The organism is Arthrobacter sp. NPDC056886 (genome assembly GCF_042788715.1).
In the GTDB taxonomy this organism is placed as follows: Bacteria; Actinomycetota; Actinomycetes; order Actinomycetales; family Micrococcaceae; genus Arthrobacter.
The window spans coordinates 101,819-124,399 of record NZ_JBHUBT010000013.1; the positions used below are offsets into that span (position 1 = coordinate 101,819).

Annotated in this window: 19 protein-coding genes; 9 read left to right on the forward strand and 10 right to left on the reverse strand. The window is 67.0% G+C overall.

The features are described 5' to 3' along the window. The first annotated feature begins 50 nt into the window (after positions 1–50). Both ACFRJ8_RS20360 and ACFRJ8_RS20365 read left to right on the forward strand, forming a co-directional pair. Positions 51–578, forward strand: a complete 528-nt coding sequence (locus ACFRJ8_RS20360; RefSeq protein ID WP_377988179.1) for a hypothetical protein — start codon at positions 51–53, stop codon at positions 576–578. Beyond that, positions 575–1,669: a polyprenyl synthetase family protein gene (locus tag ACFRJ8_RS20365; RefSeq protein ID WP_377988180.1), complete on the forward strand. Its 1,095-nt coding sequence runs from the start codon at positions 575–577 to the stop codon at positions 1,667–1,669. Before ACFRJ8_RS20360 ends, ACFRJ8_RS20365 begins: the two co-directional genes overlap by 4 nt. 143 nt (positions 1,670–1,812) lie before the next feature. On the opposite strand, the gene ACFRJ8_RS20370 is transcribed toward ACFRJ8_RS20365, so the two are convergent. Next, a complete protein-coding gene (locus ACFRJ8_RS20370; RefSeq protein ID WP_377988181.1) occupies positions 1,813–2,166 on the reverse strand; it encodes an Rv2175c family DNA-binding protein in 354 nt (117 codons plus the stop codon). A gap of 308 nt (positions 2,167–2,474) precedes the next feature. On the opposite strand from ACFRJ8_RS20370, the gene ACFRJ8_RS20375 reads away from it, so the two are divergent. Together ACFRJ8_RS20375 and ACFRJ8_RS20380 are read left to right on the forward strand one after the other, a co-directional pair. Further along, positions 2,475–3,866 (forward strand): LysM peptidoglycan-binding domain-containing protein, encoded by a 1,392-nt coding sequence (locus tag ACFRJ8_RS20375; RefSeq protein WP_377988182.1) that lies wholly within the window; start codon positions 2,475–2,477, stop codon positions 3,864–3,866. Between the two features lie 103 nt (positions 3,867–3,969). Beyond that, positions 3,970–6,138, forward strand: coding sequence for a PASTA domain-containing protein (locus ACFRJ8_RS20380; RefSeq protein ID WP_377988183.1), 2,169 nt, complete (start codon positions 3,970–3,972; stop codon positions 6,136–6,138). Positions 6,139–6,260: 122 nt separating this feature from the next. On the opposite strand, the gene ACFRJ8_RS20385 is transcribed toward ACFRJ8_RS20380, so the two are convergent. Together ACFRJ8_RS20385 and ACFRJ8_RS20390 are read right to left on the reverse strand one after the other, a co-directional pair. Then, positions 6,261–7,652, reverse strand: a complete 1,392-nt coding sequence (locus ACFRJ8_RS20385; protein WP_377988184.1) for a class II 3-deoxy-7-phosphoheptulonate synthase — start codon at positions 7,650–7,652, stop codon at positions 6,261–6,263. 88 nt (positions 7,653–7,740) lie between these two features. Continuing rightward, positions 7,741–8,604 (reverse strand): lysophospholipid acyltransferase family protein, encoded by an 864-nt coding sequence (locus ACFRJ8_RS20390; protein ID WP_377988185.1) that lies wholly within the window; start codon positions 8,602–8,604, stop codon positions 7,741–7,743. 113 nt (positions 8,605–8,717) lie between these two features. On the opposite strand from ACFRJ8_RS20390, the gene ACFRJ8_RS20395 reads away from it, so the two are divergent. The 3 genes from ACFRJ8_RS20395 to ACFRJ8_RS20405 are packed head-to-tail and all read left to right on the forward strand — an operon-like array spanning position 8,718 to position 11,063. Continuing rightward, the gene (locus ACFRJ8_RS20395) at positions 8,718–9,533 is read left to right on the forward strand and encodes an alpha/beta hydrolase (RefSeq protein ID WP_377988186.1); all 816 of its coding nucleotides are present in this window, start codon (positions 8,718–8,720) and stop codon (positions 9,531–9,533) included. Next, the gene (locus tag ACFRJ8_RS20400; protein WP_377988187.1) at positions 9,530–10,333 is read left to right on the forward strand and encodes an alpha/beta hydrolase; all 804 of its coding nucleotides are present in this window, start codon (positions 9,530–9,532) and stop codon (positions 10,331–10,333) included. The genes ACFRJ8_RS20395 and ACFRJ8_RS20400 overlap by 4 nt, the downstream gene beginning before the upstream one ends. Next, the gene (locus tag ACFRJ8_RS20405) at positions 10,326–11,063 is read left to right on the forward strand and encodes a hypothetical protein (RefSeq protein WP_377988188.1); all 738 of its coding nucleotides are present in this window, start codon (positions 10,326–10,328) and stop codon (positions 11,061–11,063) included. Before ACFRJ8_RS20400 ends, ACFRJ8_RS20405 begins: the two co-directional genes overlap by 8 nt. Before the next feature lie 95 nt (positions 11,064–11,158). On the opposite strand, the gene ACFRJ8_RS20410 is transcribed toward ACFRJ8_RS20405, so the two are convergent. Beyond that, positions 11,159–12,250, reverse strand: a complete 1,092-nt coding sequence (locus tag ACFRJ8_RS20410; protein WP_377988189.1) for an ROK family glucokinase — start codon at positions 12,248–12,250, stop codon at positions 11,159–11,161. Positions 12,251–12,486: 236 nt separating this feature from the next. Between ACFRJ8_RS20410 and ACFRJ8_RS20415 the strand changes: the two genes are divergently transcribed. Then, on the forward strand, positions 12,487–14,310 hold the full coding sequence (locus ACFRJ8_RS20415; protein WP_377988190.1) for an AMP-dependent synthetase/ligase: 1,824 nt from the start codon (positions 12,487–12,489) through the stop codon (positions 14,308–14,310). 150 nt (positions 14,311–14,460) lie between these two features. On the opposite strand, the gene ACFRJ8_RS20420 is transcribed toward ACFRJ8_RS20415, so the two are convergent. Further along, a complete protein-coding gene (locus tag ACFRJ8_RS20420) occupies positions 14,461–17,856 on the reverse strand; it encodes a pyruvate carboxylase (protein ID WP_377988191.1) in 3,396 nt (1,131 codons plus the stop codon). 318 nt (positions 17,857–18,174) lie between these two features. On the opposite strand from ACFRJ8_RS20420, the gene ACFRJ8_RS20425 reads away from it, so the two are divergent. After that, the gene (locus ACFRJ8_RS20425; RefSeq protein WP_377988192.1) at positions 18,175–19,050 is read left to right on the forward strand and encodes a ParA family protein; all 876 of its coding nucleotides are present in this window, start codon (positions 18,175–18,177) and stop codon (positions 19,048–19,050) included. A gap of 108 nt (positions 19,051–19,158) precedes the next feature. Here the strand turns inward: ACFRJ8_RS20425 and ACFRJ8_RS20430 are convergent, their stop codons facing one another. The 5 genes from ACFRJ8_RS20430 to gcvH all read right to left on the reverse strand — a co-directional run bounded on the left by ACFRJ8_RS20430 (position 19,159) and on the right by gcvH (position 22,385). Further along, positions 19,159–19,755: a MerR family transcriptional regulator gene (locus ACFRJ8_RS20430; protein WP_277526868.1), complete on the reverse strand. Its 597-nt coding sequence runs from the start codon at positions 19,753–19,755 to the stop codon at positions 19,159–19,161. A gap of 364 nt (positions 19,756–20,119) precedes the next feature. Next, complete coding sequence (locus ACFRJ8_RS20435; protein ID WP_091255089.1) at positions 20,120–20,623, reverse strand: bifunctional nuclease family protein; 504 nt, start codon at positions 20,621–20,623, stop codon at positions 20,120–20,122. Beyond that, complete coding sequence (locus tag ACFRJ8_RS20440) at positions 20,623–21,258, reverse strand: MerR family transcriptional regulator (RefSeq protein ID WP_377988193.1); 636 nt, start codon at positions 21,256–21,258, stop codon at positions 20,623–20,625. Before ACFRJ8_RS20440 ends, ACFRJ8_RS20435 begins: the two co-directional genes overlap by 1 nt. A 104-nt stretch (positions 21,259–21,362) precedes the next feature. Then, the gene (locus ACFRJ8_RS20445; protein WP_377988194.1) at positions 21,363–21,839 is read right to left on the reverse strand and encodes an FHA domain-containing protein; all 477 of its coding nucleotides are present in this window, start codon (positions 21,837–21,839) and stop codon (positions 21,363–21,365) included. A gap of 159 nt (positions 21,840–21,998) precedes the next feature. Continuing rightward, positions 21,999–22,385 carry a glycine cleavage system protein GcvH gene (gene gcvH / locus ACFRJ8_RS20450; RefSeq protein WP_377988195.1) on the reverse strand — a complete coding sequence of 129 codons (387 nt, stop codon included), beginning with the start codon at positions 22,383–22,385 and terminating at the stop codon, positions 21,999–22,001. Between the last annotated feature and the right edge of the window lie 196 nt (positions 22,386–22,581).

A 22,581-nucleotide genomic window follows, 5' to 3' on the forward strand; every position in this document is an offset into this window, starting at 1 on the left:
CTGACTAAACTGGAGGCTGATTCCGCTTCAACACCAGGAGGAAAGTCTCTGTGAAGGTATTTGGACAGCGCAAACGTGCCGCAGCGGCCATCGCGGCGGCGGGCACGCTATTGGCCTTGGCCGCATGCACGCCTGCCAGCTCCGAGAGCCTGGCGACGTCGTCGGCGGCAAACCCGGCCGCATCTGCGCAGTCCTCCACCACGGCTCCCCCCAGCCCTTCCGCGGAGCCCGGCACGTCGGCGACGGTCGGCGCCCTGGTTCCCGGCTTCCCGCAGAAACTCCTGCCGCTCATGCCCGGAGCCAAAGTGGTGTCCAGCAGCTTGGATAAGACCACCGTGCCGGCAACCGTGGCGCTGGTCGGCAGTATCAGTGCCCCTGCTGCGGATGCCTTGGCCTTTTACACCAAGGCCCTGCAGGCACAGGGCTTCAAGCCCGTGCCCGGTGAAACAGTAGGCGCCCTGCCCTCCAAGGACTTCCTGCGCGGGGATAACGAAACCGTGAACATCTCCGTCATGCAGACAACAGGCGTGTCCACGTTCACGATCGGTGCGAACGTCGCTGCCGAGTCCGTCAAGTGAGTCTCGCGGAACAGCTCAGGCTCGAGCAGACGGACTACGTGGCCGCCGTCGCCGGCAAGCTCACGGAGTTCCTGACCAGCCGTCAGGCCGTCATGTCCTCGATCTCCCAGGACATCGATCCGCTCATGGGCTCGATCTCAAACCTGGTCACGGGCGGAAAGCGCCTCCGGGCGCTCATGTGCTACTGGGGTTGGCGCGGCGCCGGCGGGGAGGCCGGCGCCACCGAGGTGGTCACGGCCGGCTCCGCCCTGGAGCTGTTCCAGGCTGCGGCCCTGATCCACGATGACATCATTGACCGCTCGGATACCCGCCGGGGCGGTCCCAGCGTCCACCGCCGGTTCATTGAACTGCACGAGACCCAGGGCTGGGCGCTGGACAGCGAGCGGTTCGGCCACGCGGCAGCAATCCTGACCGGGGATCTCTGCCTGTCCTTCAGCGAGGAATCGTTCACGGAAATCGGGCACCGCGCCGCCTCCGGCAGCCCGGCACGGCTGATCTTCAACCTCATGCGCGCCGAGGTGATGGCCGGGCAGTACCTGGACATCCTGGAAGAGGTCGCCGGGCCCAGGCGGGACCGCGCCGGGGCAGTCAGCCGGGCCCAATCCATCATCCGGTTCAAGTCGGCCAAATACTCCACCGAACACCCGCTCGCCCTGGGCGGCGCCCTGGCCGGCGCCGGTGATGAGCTGCTACGCGGCTATTCCGCCTTTGCCCTGCCGCTCGGTGAGGCGTTCCAGCTGCGGGACGATGTCCTTGGCGTTTTCGGCGACCCCGTCACCACGGGCAAACCCGCCGGGGACGATCTCCGTGAGGGCAAGCGCACAGTCTTGGTGGCTTTCGCCCTGGACCAGGCCTCGCCGGCCGAATCAGAGTATATCGACGCCAAACTGGGCAGCCCCGATCTCAGCGACGCGGACATCGAGGAGATCCGCCGGATCATCGTGGGCTGCGGTGCGCTCCAGGCCACCGAAGTACTCATCGAGGAGTTCGGCAAGGCGGCCTTCGCTGCCCTGGACCTCCTGCCGCTTGAAGACCTGCCCAAAACCGCGCTCCGCAGGCTGGCAGAGGCCACGGTCTCCCGCGCCGCCTAGCCCGGCCCTGCCAGGCCAAGGTGCCAGGAAAAGCGGTCGGGCCGTGCACAGCGGCTTACGCTGTGCACGGCCCGTGACGGCAGGTTACTAATTATGTTGCCGGGTTAATGATGTTGCCGGCTCACTAGGCTGCCAGTGTGCTCCTACCAGGCCAGTGACTGCGCCCTGCGGCGGATTTCGGTCTTGCGCCCTTCCCGAAGGGCGTCGATCGGCCGGCCGCGGAGGGACTCATCCGGGGTAAAGAGCCAGTTGATCAGTTCCTCATCGGAGTATCCGGCGTCCGAAAGGACCACAATGGTGCCCTTCAGGCTCTCCACTGCATGGCCGTCCTGAATGAAAGCCGCAGGCACGGACCGGATGCGCCGGTCGCCAATTCTCACGGCCGCCAGCGCACGTTCGTCCAGGAGTGCATGGACCTTGGTAATAGGTACGTTCAGAAGCTGTGCGACATCGGGCAGGGGCAGCCATTCGCCCACGAGGCTTTCTACATTACTCACGGATAAAGATTGCCACGGCGGGTGCCCCGCCGCCTAGTCGGCAGTCGCAGAAATGACGGCCGAAGGCCATGGCCCATCCCGCCCGCCGGAATGCCGCCCGGGTTCGCACGGGACCCCGGGGCGACCGGTATTTGGCCGACACTCCGCCTGAGACTGGTTTGCGAACGTCAAACAGTTCTTGTGCTAATTGCTAATTCATGAGACATTCACATAGATCACATTTGTAACAGAAATAACTTTTGTCACACTGGTAACACCAGTTCTACCGGCCTGACCGCAGCGTTGCCGCTGAGAAGAGGATCTTTCCAATGACAACCTCACGTTCGCCACAGCTCCGTCCGGGGCGCAGCCTGCCGCTAATAGCGGCCACAACGGCGGCGCTTCCTGCCGTCATGCTTTCCTCCTTGGCGATTGCCCAGCCTGCCGCAGCCGAATCGCGTGTGCGTTCGGTCCCGGCAACCCTCGCGGCCGCCATGCGTGCCCAGGCCAAGGCAGACGCGGCAACGTCCCTCAAGGCGGCAATGATCCCCGCCGCCTCCGTCCCGGCGTCGCTGCCAAGCGCCATGCGGCCGGCGAAGTCCGCGGTTCCCGCCGTCTACACGATCGCCCGCGGCGACACCATCAGCGCCGTTGCTGGCCGCTACGGCCTGGATACTTTCGCCGTGCTGAAGCTGAACAACCTGCAGGCGAACACCATCATCTACCCGGGGCAGAAGATCAAGCTCACGGGCTCGACGCCGGCCCCGGCAGCCAAACCGGCCACCCCGGTCAAGTCAACGTCAGCCCCTGTTACCTCAGGCGCTGGCCGCGTCTACGTCGTGAAGGCCGGCGACACGCTGGGCGGAATCGCCGCGCGGCACGGCGTTGGGCTTTCCGAGGTCTTCAAGTGGAACGGGCTCGGCATGAGCTCCGTGATCTATCCCGGCCAGAAGGTCAAGGTCGGCGGCGGATCCAGCACCCCGGCTCCCGCCGCGACCAAGCCTGCGACCAAGCCCGCAGCGTCAGCGCCCGCGCCGGTCAGCTCGGGCTCCTACACCATCAAGGCCGGCGATACCCTTTCCGGCATCGCGGCCCGCAACGGCGTCAGGCTCTCGGACGTCCTGTCGGCCAACCGGCTGACGATGTCGAGCATCATCTACCCCGGCCAGAAGCTGGTCATCCCCGGCGCGTCGACGATCGCACCCGCCTCGAGCAAGCCTGCTGCCACCACGCCCCTCGTGCCCAGCACGTTCCTCGGCTTCAGCTACCCGGCCGCCGTGGTCAGCTCGGCCAACCAGAACAAGGCGCTCCTCAACGCCTCGCCGGTGCCCAGCCGTGCGCAGATGAAGTCGATCGTGGCGGACACGGCACGGCGCATGGGCGTGGACGCCAGCCTCGCCCTGGCCTTTGCCTACCAGGAGTCGGGCTTCGACCAGCGTGCCGTGTCACCGGCCAATGCGATCGGCACCATGCAGGTCATCCCGTCCTCCGGCCAGTGGGCCTCCGATCTCGTGGGCCGCAAGCTGAACCTCCTGGATCCGTACGACAACGCCACGGCAGGCGTCGCGATCATCCGCCAGTTGGTCCGCACAAGCCCCGATCTGGACAATGCGATCGCCGGCTACTACCAGGGTCAGTACTCGGTGAGCCAGAATGGCATGTTCGAGGACACCAAGGGGTACGTCGCCGCCATCAAGGCCAACCGCAGCCTGTTCGGCTAAACACAGACTCCAGCACAGGCTCCTTCACAGCGGAGCTTGACGCTACGGGCCCGGATCGCATGTTGATTCGGGCCCGTTTCTGTCCAGCGACTACGATTGTAAGGTGCAAGATTACGTGCAGGACGCTCTCGTAGGGAACCTGGTGGACAACCGCTACCAGGTTCAATCCAGGCTTGCCCGCGGCGGGATGTCCACCGTGTACCTTGCCACTGACCAGCGCCTTGAGCGCGATGTCGCGCTGAAAGTGCTGCATCCCCATCTGGCCGATGACCCGCAGTTCCTTGACCGGCTGGGGCGCGAGGCCAAGGCTGCCGCGCGGCTCTCCCATCCCCACGTGGTGGGAGTCCTGGACCAGGGCGAAGACGGCCGGATCGCCTATCTGGTCATGGAGTTCATCAAGGGCCACACCCTCCGCGACGTCCTCAATGACAAGGGCGCCCTGTCACCGCGGCTGGCTCTGGCGCTGATCGACCCGGTGGTCGAAGGGCTCGGCGCCGCACACGCGGCCGGCATGATCCATCGGGACATCAAGCCGGAAAACGTCCTGATCGCCGACGACGGGCGGATCAAGCTCGGCGACTTCGGCCTGGCCCGCGCTATCTCCTCGTCCACGAGCACCGGCGCCCTGATCGGGACTGTCGCCTACATCTCCCCGGAACTTGTCCTGGGCAAACAGGCGGACGCCCGCAGCGACATTTATTCGGTGGGGATCATGCTCTACGAAATGATCACGGGCCGGCAGCCGTTCGACGGCGACGTGCCCATCCAGGTGGCCTACCAGCACGTCAATTCCACCGTGGAGGCTCCCTCCCGACAGGTGCCCGGGCTGGCCACGGAGATCGACGAACTCGTCCAGTGGTGCACGGACCGGGACCCGGACAAACGCCCCGTGGACGGGAGCGCACTGTTGTCCGAACTCCGGCACATCAGGACCAACCTCAGCGACGCCGAACTCGACCTCCAGCCGCCGGCGGCCGTCCGCAGCCCGCTGCCGGCCGTGGCCGCCCCGCCAAGCCGGCCGCCCGGCGCTACCGGCCCGGCGTCGGACGCGCGAGACGTGCGGGACGCACAAGAAACAGCCTACGTGCCGCCGCCCACCGAAATGCCCACGGAGATGTACGGCAGCCTCGCCGCGCCTACCGAGACGATCTCCCGCACCAGCGGCAACCCGACCACCGTGATGTCCGGCGCGCCGCGGCGTCCGGCCCACGGACCGTTGTCCACTCCGGATGAGGCGGCCTACGGCGCCGCCGGGTACGACGACGATCCGGCGGAAGTCGCGGCTGCTCCCAGCAAGCGCGCCCAGCGGAAACTGGACCGGGACGAGGAGAAGGCGCGCCAGCGCGCCGCGGCCACGCCCACCAAAACCCTGCACGAGGGAAACCCGCGACGCCGCGGGCTGCTGTGGATCGTCCTGCTCGTGGTCGCGGCACTGCTCGCCGCCGTCGCCGGCTGGTTCTTCGGCATGGGTCCGGGCTCGCCGGGAACCGTCCCCCCGGTGGCGAACAAGACCGTTGCCCAGGCCCAGGACCTGCTCCGCACCGCCGGGTTCCAATCGATCGTCAAGGACGTCTTCGACGACAACGTCTCACCGGGCCTGGTGGTCGGCTCGGAGCCGAAGGCCGGGGAGGTCATCCGTAAGTTCCAGCCGGTGTCCCTGGCTGTTTCCAAGGGTCCGCAGCTGTTTCCGTTGCCTGATCTGACCGGCAAGACCCTGGACGAGGCCAAGGCCGCCCTCAACGGCGCCCAGATGGCCTTGGGACCCATTACCGAGACGTTCGATGAGAAGGCGCCTGCCGGGACCGTCCTGGCGATGGCGCCGCGCAGCGGCAATCCGGTGCGGCACGGGACGCCTGTGGGCCTCACTGTGTCGAAGGGCCCGCAGCCCATCCCGGTCCCGGATGTCCGGGGCCAGGAGCAGCGTGCCGCCGTCGACGCGCTCCAAGGCGCCGGGCTGAAGGCGGTAGTCGCCCCGGAGCAGGTCAATGACAAGAATGTACCCAAGGGCGCCGTGGTGGCGCAGGACCCGGCCTCCGGCAACCTGACCAGGGGCGGCACCGTCACCCTGACCATCTCGAAGGGCCCTAAGCTCGTCGAGGTCCCCAGCTTCATCGGGAAACAGGCCAAGGAAGCCAAGCAAGCCCTCGAAGAGCTCGGCTTCAAAGTCCAGGTCGATGAGATCCTGGGAGGCTTCTTCGGAACAGTCCGCGACCAGTATCCGGTGGACACGAGCGTCCCCGAAGGCTCGCTTGTCACCCTGACCGTGGTCTGACCGTACCCTCTGACCCGTACCCGGCTCGCTGCCGACCCACTCCGCAGAAAAGCTCCGCCCGCTGCATCAGCCGGGCGGAGCTTTTCTGTCAGAGCTATTTACTAAGGAGCTAGCGCAGCGGGTCAGCGCTTGGCGAGGGCACCGGCCACCAGGAACGCCATTTCGAGCGACTGCATGTGGTTCAGCCGCGGATCGCAGACCGATTCGTAGCGGTCGAGGAACGCTTCCTGGTCGATCGGGTCGGCTCCGCCGAGGCATTCGGCGACGTCGTCGCCCGTCATTTCCACGTGCAGTCCGCCGGGAACGGTGCCGAGCGCGTGGTGGACTTCGAAGAATCCGCGCACTTCGTTGATGACGTCGTCGAAGTTGCGCGTCTTGTAGCCGTTGGGCGAGGTGACCGTGTTGCCGTGCATGGGATCGGTGACCCACAGGACCTGGGCCCCGGAGGCGGTGACGCGCTCGACGATCGCCGGCAGCTTCTCGCGGATGTTGCTGGCGCCCATCCGGGTGATGAAGGTGAGCCGGCCCGGCTCCCGGTCCGGATCCAGCTTGTCGATCAGGCGCAGGGCGTCGTCGCCGCTCGTCGACGGGCCGAGCTTCACACCGATCGGGTTGCGGACGCGGGAGAGGAAGTCAACGTGGGCGTGGTCCAACTCGCGGGTGCGCTCCCCGATCCACAGGAAGTGCGCCGAGGTGTCATAGGGCAGCCCGGTGCGGGAGTCGATGCGGGTCAGGGCGCGCTCGTAGTCCAGCAGCAGGGCCTCGTGGCTGGCGTAGAACTCCACGCGCTTGAGTGCCTCGAAGTCGGCGCCGCAGGAGGACATGAACTTGATGGCGCGGTCGATGTCCCGTGCCAGGGACTCGTAGCGGGCGTGGGCCGGGTTTTCGGTGAAGCCCTTATTCCACTGGTGCACCAGGCGCAGGTCCGCGAAGCCGCCCTGGGTGAAGGCACGGATCAGGTTCAGGGTCGAGGCGGACGTGTGGTACGCCTTCAGCATCCGGCCGGCGTCATGGGCGCGGGACTCGGGTGTGAAGTCGTAGCCGTTGACGATGTCGCCGCGGTAGGCCGGCAAGGTGACGCCGTCGCGCGTTTCATCGTTGGAGGAGCGGGGCTTGGCGAACTGGCCAGCCATGCGGCCCATCTTGATGACGGGCATGGCCGCACCGTAGGTCAGGACGACGGCCATCTGCAGGATGGTCCGGACGCGGGCGCTGATCTTGTCCGCGGTCGCCGCTTCGAAGGTCTCGGCGCAGTCGCCGCCCTGGAGCAGGAACGCCTTGCCCTGCGCGGCGGCGGCGAGCCGTTCGCGAAGGATGTCCACTTCGCCGGCGAACACGAGGGGCGGAAGGACGGAAAGTTCCTTGACGGACGCCTCGAACACAGCCGGGTCCGACCATGTGGGCTGCTGCGAGGCCGGGATCTCCCGCCAGTTGTCCAGTCCGGGATAGTTGGCGGCTCCGCTCTGGGCGGTGCTGGTCAGCGGGGAAACTGGTTTCTCAGATAGCTCGGTCACCCTCTAAGGATAGTTGCCCCATCGAGGTTCGGCGGCCCGGCCTGTCATTGACAGCTCCGTTGCCGTCATATGGCACCCGTGGCGCCAGTCAGGCGGTCCCGGGAAGCTCGGGGCCGTCGTCCGCGGCCGCCGTCGATGCGCCAGGGTTGTGAGAGTTTCCGCCGGATATGTCGGGCGTCTCGTCGGGGGTTGTGCCGGCGGTTGTGCCGGCGGTCGGGTCCCCTCCGGCGTCCGGGTCCGCGGCGGCTTTGATCGGTGCCGCTTCCTGCGCTTTGCCCGCCAGGCGGAGCTTCACGACGGCGGCGTATTCGTCCACGTATTCCTGACCGGACAGCCGCATGAGTTCATACATGATCTCGTCCGTCACAGAACGCTGGACCATTCGGTCATCCTCCATCCCGTAGTAGCGGCTGAAGTCGAGCGGTTCGCCAAAGATCATGCCGATGCGACGGATATTGGGCACGCGCTTGCCGATCGGCTGGACTTTGTCCGTTCCGATCATCGCCACCGGAATGACCGGGACACGGGCCTGCAGCGCCAGGCGGGCGACGCCCACTTTGCCGCGGTACAGGCGGGAATCGGGGCTGCGAGTTCCCTCGGGATAGATGCCCATGAGCGAGCCGTTCCTGAGCACCTGCATGCCAGCGTTCAGGGACTGTGCGGACGCGGCTCCCCCGGACCTGTCCATGGGGAGTTGGTTGGTGAGCCGGAAGAAGGCCGCGGTGAGCCTTCCCTTGATTCCGGTACCCGTGAAGTATTCGGATTTCGCCAGGAAGACAACCGGCCGCGGCACCATGAGCGGCATAAAGATCGAATCCGAGAAGGAGAGGTGGTTCGAGGCCAGGATCGCGGCACCCTGGGCCGGGACGTTGTCGAGGCCCTTGACCCAGGGCCGGAACAGCAGCTTCACCACCGGTCCCAGGACAAACGTCTTCATGAACCAATAAAACACTCGGCGACCTCTCCGGAAGGCGTCTGGCCGGCCGTCCAAATCGGGTCCGGCCAGGACTTCAATGGACACCTTACTCTAGTGAGTTTTGCCGCCAAGGGTGACACGATGGGCTCATGACTGAAAGCAGCACTCCCCCGGCGCCCGCCGCTTTCAGCTACCCCGGCCACGGCCCCAATGCCCGGACCGGCGTGGCCATCTGCCACGGCTTCACGGGCAGTCCGCACAGCGTCATGCCGTGGGCCCGCCACCTCGCCGACCAGGGCTTCGCGGTTTCGGTGCCCCTCCTGCCCGGTCACGGCACCCACTGGCGTGACCTCGCCCGGCAGCGCTGGCAGGACTGGTACGCGAGCTTTGAAACGGCGTATCTGGAACTGGCCGCCCGGACCACGGACTGCTACGTCGCGGGGCTGTCCATGGGCGGCACCATCGCGCTGCGCACCGCAGCCCGCCACAGCGTGGCCGGAGTGGCCGCAGTCAACCCCGGCCTGAGCTTCTATGACCGCAGGGTCAGGATCGTGGGACTGCTCAAGTACTTCCAGCGCACCACCATGCCGATTCAGGAGGAGAATTCCACGGCAGTCGCCACCGACGACGGCGACTACTCCGTGACGCCGCTGGCCGCCGTCGACCAGCTGCGCCGGCTGTTCTCCGCGACCCTGCGGGATCTGCCGGCAGTCCAGGCTCCGGCCCTGGTCTTCAAGTCCGGCACCGACGCGGTGGTCCCGCCGTCGTCCCTGGCGCTGCTGCGCAGGCGGCTCGGATCCCGGGACCTCACGGTGATCCCGCTGCCGCGCAGCGGGCATGTTGCCACTATGGACGCCGATGCGCCGCTACTCTTTGAAGAATCAGTCCGCTTCTTCCTTCAGCACGCCCACGCCACCCACACACGGTCCACCATGCCGCCCCCCGCCCCCTCGGAGACCCCATGAGCATCCTCCCGGACCACTCGCCGTTCAGCAGCCCGTTCTCGGGAACCGGCCCCCGGACCGGCGTGGTGGTGTCCCACGGCTTCACGGGCAGCCCGCACGGTGTACGGGACTGGGCGTCGTCCCTGGCCAGTGCCGGGTTCGCCGTCCGGCTGCCGCTGCTGCCCGGCCACGGAACAAGCTGGCAGGAGCTGACCAAGACCCGTTGGCGGGACTGGCATGCGTCCCTGGACGCGGCCTACCTGGAGCTTGCGGAAGAATGCGACATCGTGGTGATGGCCGGGCTGTCCATGGGCGGTGCCCTGGCGTTGCGGATTGCGGCCACCCGTCCCGTGGCGGGGGTTGTGGTGGTCAACCCCGGCCTGGTCATCGACGATCCCCGCGCCCCGCTGGCCGGCATCCTGAAGTTCGTCCTCAAGAGCACCCCCGCGATTGCCAATGACATCCTCAAACCGGACATGGATGAGGGCGCCTACCCGCGCACGCCGGTGGCCGCCGCGCACGAGCTCAACAAGATGTTCAAGGACACCGTGCGGCTGCTGCCCCGCGTCACGGCACCAGTCCGGGTGTATCGTTCGGCAGTGGACCATGTGGTGTCCGAGTCCAGCATGGTGGCCCTGCGCCGCGGGCTGACCAACGCCCCGCTGGAGGTGATCCGGCTGGAAAACAGCTACCACGTGGCTACCATGGACAACGACGCGCCCGAGATCTTCCGTGGCACGGCAGAATTTGTCCGGTCCGTTGCATCCGCAGCCAGTCCGGGCACCGCCCGCGCCAGCCGGAAGGACACGGCCAATGACTAAACCAGATCCCGACCTCCCGGACCCCGAGACCCCGGACCAGGACCCCGCCGACGCCCGACCCCCCGCTTCTAATGCTGGCGCTGCCGAGCACTCGGACGCCACGCCGCCCCAGGAGTCCCAGCCCCAGGAGTCCCAGCCCAAGGAGCCGGGCTCCCCCGCCGCGGACGCACCGTCCGATGACGAGGCCGTCTGGCTGGACCTTGTCGCCAGGCTTGAAGGGGTCGGGGCAGTCGGTGACGAGGCAACTGGCGGCCCCGCCGGGAGCACTGGAGCCGGCTCGGGCGCTGGCTCCGGCGCTGGCTTCGGTGCCAACTCCCTTCCGGGCAGGACGTTCCGCGATTTTGACCCGCTGGGCCTCTCCGGCGCCGCGCCGATCGAGCTCTCCGCCAAGGAGCGGCTCGCCCCCGCCCCGGGGCAACCGGCTGCGGGCAGCAACGAGATCCCGGACACCGCACCTGGCCCCCGCGACTACGAGACCGACGACGACGACGACGGCGCGTTCGTCCCGGAGGAGCCGCCGAGTCTGGCAGGGGCAGATCCGATGACCGTCCTTGCCTGGATTGGCGCGGTGGGCGGCCCGATTGCGCTGGTGCTCTCGGCAATGTTCTGGCGTTCGGCCCCGCTGGTAGCGATCCTTGGCATGGTGGCCGCATTCGCGGCCGCGGTAGTCTTCCTGATCATGAAGCTGCCGGGCGAGAAGGACGAGCACGACGACGGGGCCCGCATCTAGTCCACCCGGCCATCCAGTCCACGGGCTACTCCGCTGGTTATTTCGGGGCCGCGTATTTCAGGCCTGGTTATTCCAGGGCTGGTGACGTCGTAAGGCTACGTGTGCATGCGGCTGCTGACCCGGGAGAGGTCGGCGGCGCCGATCAGTCCGGCGTTGGGCCCCAGGGCCGCCAGTTCGATCTCCGCTGCCGGCCGGAACCCGCGGCCGGTGAGGTTCCGCGCGAAGGCCTTCCGGGCCGGCGCGACCAGCAACTCGCCGGCATCGCACAATCCGCCGCCGATCACGAACTTTCCGGGGTCCAGGGCCGCTGCGAGGTTGGCCAGGCCAAGGCCCAGCCATTCCCCGACGTCCTCGAGAAGTTCGCGGGAGGTCTGGTCGCCGGCCTTGGCCAGCTCGGTCACAATCACGCCCGTGATGCGTCCTACGTCTCCGTCCACGGCCTTGAGTAGTTCCTGGGCAACCGGAGAGTTCGCGGCGGCCAGTTCCCGGGCCTCACGGCCGAGCGCGTTGCCTGAGGCGTACTGTTCCCAGCAGCCGCGGTTGCCGCACTCGCAGCGGTGCCCGCCCGGCATGATGATCTGGTGGCCGAACTCCCCCGCCACCCCGAAGCGGCCGCGTTCCACCCGTCCGTCCATCACCATGGCTCCGCCGATCCCGGTGCCCAGGGTGATGCACACCAGGCGGCTCTGTCCCTGCCCGGCGCCGAAGCGCCATTCCGCCCAGGCGGCGGCGTCGGCGTCGTTGGTCAGCAGGACGGGGCGGCGCAGCAGCCTTTGCAGGTTCTCCCGCAGCGGTTCGTTGCGCCAGGCCAGGTGCGGGCTGAACAGCACCGTGCCGCCGTCGAGGTCCATCCAGCCGGCGGCGCCGATTCCGACCGACCAGATCCGGTGCCCTGCGCCCAGTTCTTCGACCAGTTCGACAATGACCTGCTCCACGGCGCGCGGGTCATTGCCCGGTGTGGAGCGTTTCGCCTGGCTGAGGATCCGGCCCTCGGCATCGACCACCCCGGCAGCAACCTTCGTGCCTCCGATGTCGACGCCGATCGCCAGGCCCTTGCGGCCCAGCCGCAGGTGTGAGCGGATGTCGTGCCCGGCGGTGGCGGCCGCCGCTCCGCCCAGGGTCCTGCTCCGCCAGGCCGCGGTCCGGCCGCGCAGGCCGGGCTGCCGGCCGGGTGTTGGTGTCTGCATGGTGCCTCATTCTATTCGCCGGGGCCGCCGCAGCCGCGGAGGCCCGGCGGCATGATGCTGCGGCATGAGGCAGCGGGATGACGCAGCGGCGGTGTCCGCAGCACCCACGACTGGCGGAACGGCGGCCCTGACCGTAAAGTTACTGGCCAGTAGGTGTCGCAGAACACACCTTGGGGGGACCGCATACTAGGCTTAGCGGTACCCCTTGCGGGCCTATGGATACCTAAGGAGCTGTCGTGCGAGAAATCATTGTCCCGCCCCTGGTGAATGTCGATCCGGGCACCAACGTCACCGATCTCGTGGTGCGCCAGGCGGCCAAGGCCTCCAACCCTGCGCTGTTCTCGCGGCTCGACGCGGCTGGCCAATGGCAGGACGTCGGTGCCACGGATTTCCTGGCCGACGTCTCGGCCCTCGCCAAGGGCCTCATGGCCAGCGGTGTGGCCGCCGGTGACCGTGTGGGCATCATGTCCCGCACCCGGTACGAGTGGGCCCTGATCGACTTCGCCATCTGGTTCGCGGGCGCCGTCTCGGTCCCGATCTATGAGACCTCCTCCCCCTCCCAGGTGGCTTGGAACCTTGGCGACTCCGGCGCCGTGGCCGCGTTCGGCGAATCCGCGCATCACGAGGACATCATCCGGCAGGCCGCCACCTCCGAGGGGCTCACTGCCCTGCGGCATGTCTGGCAGCTCGAGGGCGACAGCCTGGACGAGGTCCGTGCGGCGGGAGCCGGCATCAGCGACGCCGAGCTTGAAGCGCGGCGCGGCGAGGCCTCCCTGAACGATGTCGCCACGATCATCTACACCTCGGGAACCACCGGCCGGCCCAAGGGCTGCGAACTGACCCACGGCAACTTTGTGGAACTCTCCGAGAATGTGCTGGCCACCTCGCTGGGTGCGGTTGTGCACGAGCACGCCAGGACCATCATGTTCCTGCCGATGGCCCACGTCTTCGCACGCTTCATCTCCGTGCTGGCGGTGGCCGCCGGCGTCACGGTGGCTCACACACCGGACATCAAGAACCTCCTGCCGGACCTGCAGAGCTACCAGCCCACTTTTATCCTCGCCGTTCCGCGCGTCTTCGAAAAGGTCTACAACTCCGCCCTGACCAAGGCCGAGGACGGTGGCAAGGGCGCCATCTTCCACCGCGCCGCGGACACGGCCATCGCCTACTCCCGCGCACGGCAGGCCGGCAAAGTGGGCCTTGGCCTCCGGCTCAAGCACTCCTTGTTCGACAAGCTCGTGTACAGCAAGCTCCGGGCCGCCATGGGCGGACAGGTCGCCCATGCCGTTTCCGGCGGCGGCCCGCTCGGTGAACGGCTGGGCCACTTCTTCCAAGGCATCGGCATGCAGATCCTGGAAGGCTACGGACTGACCGAAACCACGGCCCCCGTCACTGTGAACACACCGCAGCTGATCAGGATCGGCACCGTGGGCGCCCCGATTCCCGGCAACTCCGTCAGGATCGCGGACGACGGCGAGATCCTCGCCAAGGGCGTGTGCGTCATGCACGGCTACTACAAGCGCGATGACCTGTCCGCCGCGACCTTCGACGACGACGGCTGGTTCCGCACCGGAGACATCGGCCAGCTGGACGAGGCGGGGTTCCTGACCATCACCGGACGCAAGAAGGAAATCATCGTCACGGCCGGCGGCAAGAACGTGGTCCCGGCCCTGCTGGAAGACCAGATCCGGGCGGACGCGCTGGTCTCGCAGGTGCTGGTGGTGGGCGACAACCGCCCGTTCATCGGCGCCCTCGTGACCCTGGACGAAGAGGCGCTCCCCGGCTGGCTGGGCCGCCACGGGCTCCCGGCCTCAACCCCGCTCGCCGAGGCCGCAGAGCATCCGACAGTCAAGGCCGCCGTCCAGGAGCTCATCAACCACGCCAACCAGTCCGTGTCCCAGGCCGAGGCAATCAAGTCCTTCCGGATCGTGCCGGCCGACTTCACCGAGGCCTCCGGCCACCTGACCCCCTCCATGAAGGTCAAGCGGGCCCAGGTGCTCAAAGACTTCGAGAACGTGATCGAGGAAATGTACAGCGCCAAGCGTGCCACCCTGGCATAGGTAGCGGACTCCGCGCACCACCGGAGCACCACAAAGCAGCGCAAGAAAACACAGCACCAGAAACACAGCACCAACAGAAGGGTCCTTCCAGCTTCCGCCGGAAGGACCCTTCCTTTGTGTTACGGGCTGTTGCCTGCCGCTATTCGACTGCTATTCAATGACGAGCAGCAGGTCCCCGCCCTGGACCTGCTCGATCGCGCCGACGGCGAGGCGCGCTACGGTGCCGGCCACCGGCGTCGTGATGGACGCTTCCATCTTCATGGCCTCGATCGTGGCCACCGTGTCGCCGGCCTTGACCGTGTCGCCGGCCTTGACGGTCAGCGTGACGGCGCCGGCGAACGGTGAGGCCACCTGGCCCGGCTGGGAGGCATCGGCGCGTTCGGCGGCCTTGACATTGCTCACCACTGAACGGTCGCGGACCACTACGGGCCGGGACTGGCCGTTGAGCGTGCACATGACGGTGCGCATGCCCTTCTCGTCCGGCTCGGAGACGGCCTCGAGCGAAGCGATCAGGTAGACGCCCTTCTCGAGCTCGATCTCGTGCTCCGCGCCGCGCTGCAGCCCGAAGAGGTAGTCGCGGGTGTCCAGCACCGAGAGGTTGCCGTAGGACTCGACGCTCTTCTGGTAGTCCTTGGTGGGACCGGCGAAGAGCAGGCGGTTGAGGGTGTGCCGGCGGGTCTTGGAATCGCCGTTGAGCGCAGCGCTGTCCTCGGTGCTGAGCTCGACGTCGCGGACCTTGATCTTGCGGCCCTGAAGCGCCTTTGTCCGGAAGGGCTCGGGCCAGCCGCCGGGCGGGTCGCCCAGTTCGCCGGAGAGGAAGCCGATCACGGAATCCGGAACGTCGTACTTCTGCGGGTTCTCGTTGAAGTCCGCGGGATCGGCGTTGAGGCCCACCAGGTGCAGAGCGAGGTCGCCCACCACCTTGGACGACGGCGTCACCTTCACCAGGCGGCCGAGGATCCGGTCCGCCGCGGTGTACATGTCCTCGATCGCCTCAAAACGCTCGCCCAGGCCCAGCGCCATCGCCTGCTGGCGCAGGTTGGACAGCTGCCCGCCCGGAATCTCGTGCTGGTAGACCCGGCCCGTGGGCCCCGGCAGTCCGGACTCGAACGGCGCGTAGACCCGGCGGACGGCTTCCCAGTAGGGCTCAAGGGCGCAGACGTTCGCGAGGCTGAGGCCGGTGTCGCGCGGCGTGTGGGCCAGCGCTGCGACGAGGGCCGAGGCCGAGACCTGGCTGGTGGTGCCGGCCAGGGAGGCCGACGCCACGTCCACGGCATCCACGCCGGCATCCACGGCCGCGAGGAGCGTGGCCAGCTGGCCGCCTGCGGTGTCGTGCGTGTGCAGGTGGACAGGAAGGTCGAACCGCTCCCGCAGCGCCGAGACGAGGCGTGCCGCGGCCGCCGGACGCAGCAGCCCGGCCATGTCCTTGATGGCGAGGATGTGCGCCCCGGCGTCGACGATCTTCTGCGCCAGCCCCAGGTAGTAGTCCAGGGTGTAAAGGGTTTCCTCCGGATCCAGCATGTCCGCGGTGTAGCAGAGGGCGACCTCGGCGACGGCGGTACCGGTCTCGCGGACGGCCCGGATGGCAGGGGCCATCTGGTTGACGTCGTTGAGGGCATCGAAGATGCGGAAGATGTCGATGCCCGTGGCGGCGGCTTCGTTGACGAACGCCACCGTAACCTCTTCCGGGTAGGGCGTGTAGCCGACGGTGTTGCGGCCGCGGAGCAGCATCTGCAGGCACAGGTTCGGCATTGCCTTGCGCAGGGCGGCAAGCCGCTCCCACGGGTCTTCGCCGAGGAAGCGCAGGGCGACGTCGTAGGTGGCCCCGCCCCAGGCCTCGACCGACAGCAGCTCCGGGAGCAGCTTGGACTCGGCCGGACCGGCCGCCACGAGGTCACGGGTGCGCACGCGGGTGGCGAGCAGGGACTGGTGCGCGTCGCGGAAGGTGGTATCCGTGACGGCCACGGCATCCTGGGCGCGCAGGGCCCGCGCAAAGCCTTCCGGACCGAGCTCCAGGAGCCGCTGGCGGGATCCCGGCCGGGCCTCTTTGTCATCGAGGGCAGGAAGCTTGTCCGCCGGGTCCGTGTGGACCTTGAGTTCACCGTTGGGCTTGTTGACGGTGACCTCGGCAAGCCAGGTCAGCAGCTTGGTGCCGCGGTCCGCGGAGACCCGCGCCTTCAGCAGCTGGGGCCGTTCGTCGATGAATGAGGTGGCCACATCCCCGGCCACGAAGTCGGCATCGTCCAGGACGGCCTGCAGGAAGGAGATGTTGGTGGACACGCCGCGGATGCGGAACTCGGCGAGGGCGCGGCGGGCCCGGGCAACGGCCGCCGGGTAGTTCCGGCCGCGGCAGGTCAGCTTGACCAGCATGGAGTCGAAGTGCGGGCTGATCTCCGCGCCCGAGTAGACGGTGCCGCCGTCGAGCCGGACACCGGCGCCGCCGGCCGAGCGGTAGCCGGTGATCTTGCCGACGTCGGGCCGGAAGCCGTTGGCCGGGTCCTCGGTGGTGATGCGGCACTGCAGGGCAGCGCCCTTGAGCTGGACGCTCTCCTGCGACAGGCCCAGGTCCGCGAGGGTCTCACCGGCGGCGATGCGCAGCTGCGCCTGGACGAGGTCGACGTCGGTGACTTCCTCGGTGACAGTGTGCTCCACCTGGATGCGCGGGTTCATTTCGATGAACACGTGCTGGCCGGCGCGCTCCCCCACCGTGTCGACAAGGAATTCGACCGTACCGGCGTTGACGTAGTTCAGCGCCTTCGCGAACTTCACGGCGTCGCGGTACAGCGCCTGCCGGATGCCCTCGTCGAGGTTCGGGGCGGGCGCGATCTCGATGACTTTCTGGTGGCGGCGCTGGATGGAACAGTCCCGCTCGAAGAGGTGCATGACGTTGCCCTCGGCGTCGGCCAGGATCTGGACTTCGATGTGGCGCGGGCGCAGGACGGCCTGCTCCAGGAACATGGTGGGATCCCCGAACGCCGCGTCGGCTTCGCGCATGGCGGCCTGCAGGGCCTCCGGCAGCGCTTCGCGGGTGTCAACGCGGCGCATGCCGCGGCCACCGCCGCCGGCGACGGCCTTGGCGAAGATCGGGAAGCCGATTTCATCCGCGGCCGCGATCAGCTCGTCCAAGTCCTTCGACGGCTGGCTGGACTTGAGCACCGGGACACCGGCCTTGCGGGCGGCCTCAAGCGCGGCAACCTTGTTCCCTGCCAGTTCCAAGACCGCAGCCGGCGGGCCGACGAACGTAATGCCCGCCTCCTTCGCGGCGCGCGCCAGGCGCGGGTTCTCGGAAAGGAAGCCGTAGCCGGGGTAGATGGCATCCGCCCCGGACTCCTTGGCTACGCGCACCACCTCGTCTACGTCGAGGTACGCCCGGACCGGGTGTCCCTCCTCGCCGATCAGATACGCCTCATCGGCCTTCTGGCGGTGAATAGAGTTGCGGTCCTCGTGGGGAAACACAGCGACAGTCTTGGCACCCAGCTCGTAGCTCGCGCGGAAAGCGCGAATCGCGATCTCGCCGCGGTTGGCCACCAGAATCTTAGAAAACATACTTCTCCTGCATCATCGCGGGCGTATCGGTAAGTGCTCACAGTGTCTAGGACCTGTGCGGGCAAACACAAATCATTGTGGCGACTGTCACAGCATTATCCGTCACGGACGCCGCAATGGGCAGGGCCCCGGCCATGGAGCTTTCCCGGCCTGTCCGGTTCGGGACGTTCTGGCGCCCCCACGCCGGATGAAACGGGTTTCGCCGGAGCATCAACATATGATGAGTTGGTGGGTGGCGCATGCACGCCCCGGCTCCGGAGAACGCAGGAGCCGGCACGACCCCGTCTCGGCAACCGGCGTTAGGTATTGGTTTTTCAAGTGCAAGTAGTGAGCATCAGCAGCCTCAAAGGCGGTGTCGGCAAGACATCCGTGACCACCGGACTGGCGTCGGCGGCATTGGCCGCCGGCATTCCCACCCTCGTCGTCGACCTTGACCCGCACGCTGACGCCAGCACCGCCCTTGGCGTGAGCCCGGACGATCAGCTCGACATCGGCAGGATGCTAAGGTCGCCCCGGCGGGCGCACCTGGCGGACAACGTGGTGCCCAGCGGCTGGGTGGAACACGCCAGGATCAACGGCAGCGGCAACGGTCGCACCAACGGTAGAGCCCAGTCCGGCACAGCACCTTCCGTCCTCGACGTGGCCGTGGGCTCTGCCTACACCGGCATCTACGACCGGCCTGACTTGGGCCGCCGTGACCTCCGCCGGCTCTCCGCTGTCCTCGCGGGTGCCACAAACTATGAACTCGTCCTGGTGGATTGCCCTCCGTCGCTGAACGGCCTGACCCGGATGGCGTGGTCCGCCAGCGACAAGGTGACCCTGGTGGCCGAACCGGGGCTCTTCTCGGTGGCCGGCACGGAGCGCACAATGCGCGCCATCCAGCTGTTCCGGCAGGAATTCGCCCCCAAACTGTCCCCCGCCGGCATTGTGGCCAACCGGGTGCGCAGCGGTTCGGCGGAGCACACGTTCCGGCTCTCGGAGATGGAGTCCATGTTCGGCGAGCTGCTGCTGAGCCCGCACATCCCGGAGCAGGCCAACTGGCAGCAGATCCAGGGCGCGGCCCACTCCATCCACCACTGGCCCGGAGACTCGGCCAAGAATGCCGCCGGGCTCTTCGATACCCTGCTGCAGAACCTGCTGCATCCCAACGGTGTGGCCCCGGCCGGGACCGTCCGCAACCGCAGCCAGCGTTAACCGCGCCCACGGGCGCACCGGCCGGATTCCCGACCCACACGGCTCTACGAACTGAGGCCGCCTTCCCTGTCCGGGAGGCGGCCTCAGTCGTGTCTGAAACGGTATGCGTTAGCCGATCTTGCGGGCCGCGCGGCGCTTGCTCAGTTCGTCGTCGGGAAAGGACTGGTCCGTGGCGTGTTCGCTGGGAAGGGCTGCGAGGCTACCTTCAACTTCGCGCCACACACGGCCGACGGCGATGCCGAACACCCCCTGGCCGCCCTGGACGAGATCAATCACTTCATCGGCCGACGTGCACTCATAGACGCTCGCACCATCGCTCATGAGCGTGATCTGGGCGAGGTCTTCGACGCCGCGCTCCCGCAGGTGCTCCACAGCCGTGCGGATCTGCTGCAGGGAGACGCCGGTGTCCAGGAGCCGCTTGACCACCTTGAGGACAAGGATGTCGCGGAAGCCGTAGAGCCGCTGGGAGCCGGAGCCGGCCGCGCCGCGGACGGCGGGCTCAACGAGCCCGGTGCGTGCCCAGTAGTCGAGTTGGCGGTAGGTGATGCCGGCCGCCTTGCAGGCGGTGGGGCCGCGGTAGCCCGCGTCTTCGTCCAGAACGGGAAGATCCTCGGTGAACAGCAGGCCTTGGGCACCGCTGGCGGGCACAGCAATGCCGGCCGTTGCGGCCTGCTTCAGCTCGCCTGCTTCGCCTTTCGGACTCACGTGGACCCTCCTTGTCGTGGGTTCCCCTGGGTAAGTTGCATCGGCAGCAATATATGTGAACAGCTGCATAACACTGGATGAGGACTTCATCCGTGTAATTCAGCCGGGGCTGCACTTTCCAGTGTGACTTGCGCGGCTACCGTATGCAATGGGAACTTGTACCTCCGACGTTAGGCCTGCTCGGGCCCAAGGTCAAAGACGTTGGGGCTATTTGGCGGGCGTGTCGAAAGTTTCATCCTCGACTTTAACGTTTGTGCCGCCACAGCTGTCCCGGGCGTTTCAGAAACCCCTGCCGTCACAGGCACACCAGCAACCCCAGCAGCCTCCCTGGCCCCGGTTGCCGTGCAGTGCTGTTCAGTGCTGTTCAGCCGCCGAAGTCTTCGGGTTCGACGTCGTCGAGGAACTCGCGGAAGCGCCGCAGTTCGCCTTCCTCGTCGACGGCAGGTCCGGGATGCGTGTCCTCGCCCTCATCGTGTTCGGTGATCCGGACGCCGGCCTCGTCCATGACGGCGTCGGCACACCAGATCCGGCACTTGGCGCGCAGGGCAAGCGCCAGGGCATCCGAGGCCCGGGAGCTGACCGTGGTGCCGTTCTCGAACTGCAGCTGCCCGTAAAAGATGTTGTCTTCGACCGCGACGATGTTGACGCTGACGATCGTGTGGCCCAGGGCCTCGACAACGTCCACGAGGAGGTCGTGGGTCATCGGCCGGGGCGGGACGACTCCCTGCTGGGCCAGGGCGATGGCGCTGGCTTCCGGAGTGCCGATCCAGATCGGCACGTGGCGCTCACCATGGATTTCCTTGAGCAGGACAAGCGGCTGGTTGGACGGCAACTCAATCCGCACGCCGACAATCTCCACCTCAATCATCAGATGTCCATCCTTGAGATGCGGTCGTGGACCAGCGCCTGGTGCAGGGACAGGCAGAGGTCGCTGATTTCCCGGGCCGCCTCGGCGGCGCGGGCGTGGGAGGCTGCGTCCTTGCGGGATGTCAGCGTGGCCACGGCGCGTTCCACGAGGCCGAATTCGCGGTCGGCAGCCGCCTGGAACGGCCGCAGGTGGCGGGGTTCCAGGCCATGGCTCTCCAGCTGGACGCAAGCCCGCGCCACCTGCAGGGCGTGTTCGTCGAACTTGCCGTTGACGTGCCCAATCAGGCCGTAGCTCAAGAGCGATTCCAGCAGCGGGACGCTCGCCCCGGATTCCGCACGGAGCTGCTCCTCGCTGAGCCGGCGCGCACGGCTCTGCAGCTCGGTGGCGAGCTCCTCGGAGACGATGCGCGGGGAGAGCGTGATGCCTGCCGGCAGGTTTTCCGGCCGTTCGCCACGGTCGATCGCGTCAAGGTAGTCCTTGATGACCTTTAGCGGCAGGTACTGGTCACGCTGGAGGGACAGGACGAAGCGCAGCCGTTCGACGTCGTTCTCGGAATACTGCCGGTAGCCGGCAGGGGTCCGCTGCGGGTTAATAAGTCCCTTTTCCTCAAGGAACCGGATTTTTGACGCCGTCATGCTGGGAAAGTCGTCGCTCAGTTGAGCCAGGACTTCCCCGATGTTCAGAACCTGGGGTCCGCGCCGATCCGCATGTGCCGTGGCCACAGGCAGCTACCCCGGAATCAGACGTTGCCTGCTGCGCGGGCAGGGCTGAGGTAGAAGGTGAGGCGGAACTTGCCGATCTGGACCTCATTGCCGGATTTCAGCTCCACGGAGTCCACGCGGTCGTGGTTGACGTAGGTGCCGTTCAGGCTCCCGGTATCCACTACCTCAAAGCTGCGTGCTGTGCGCCGGAATTCCACATGCCTGCGGGACACGGTGACGTCGTCGAGGAAGATGTCGGCGTCCGGGTGGCGGCCCGCCGTCGTGACGTCCGAGTCCAGCAGGAACCGGGCGCCGGCGTTGGGGCCGCTGTGCGCCACGAGCAGGGCCGATCCGAAGGGAAGGGCCTCGACCGCTGTCCGCTCCTCGGTCGAGAGCTTCGGCGTGAAGTTTGGTTCATCGCGCACCGGAGTGAGGTTGATCGACGTGGTCTCCGAAGCTTTCACTCCACCCGTGCCGTAACCATCACCGGTGTCGTTCCGTTCGTGCCCAAACATTGAGTCCTCCTCATTCGTTGCAGGTGTCCCCCCTGCAAACAACGCATGCCGTCCGGAAAAGCCTCGCAGTCCCGGTATTGAGGCCTTTCGGCGGGGCGCGGCTTGTTTTGTTATCCCAACAACACTCTCCGGCGGCCCCGGCCCGAACGACCTCTGTCTTTAGCCTACCTGCTGTTCATACTCGGATGCACTGAGTAGGGACTCGACGGCGTCGGCTTCCGCAAGCTTGATTTCGATCAGCCAGCCCTCACCGTACGGATCTGAGTTTATAAGGGCAGAATCGGTGTCCAAGGCCTCGTTCCGGGCCACGACTTCGCCCGTAACAGGGGCGTAAATGTCGCTGACGCTCTTGGTGGATTCGACTTCTCCGACCACGTCGTTGGCCTTGATGGTTGTCCCCACTTCGGGCATCTGGGCATAAACGACATCCCCGAGGGCGTCCTGGGCAAAATCGGTGATGCCGACGCGCACAATCCCGTCGGCATTGGGGGCTGAAACCCATTCGTGTTCTGCGGTGTAGGACAGGTCTTCGGGAATGATGCTCATGACGGGCCTTTCATCGGGTCAATCACCTATGCGGCGGCAGTCGTTTGTTCTAGCCGCCGCTGAAAGTATAGGCATATCGGGCAGGGGCCGGGGAGGGTTCTGTCATGATGGTGCGATGGCAGAACATGCGCCGCCGAATGTCAGGAATGTGAACAGCCGGAATGTGAACAACAGGGGTGCCGGGACCCTCCGGACC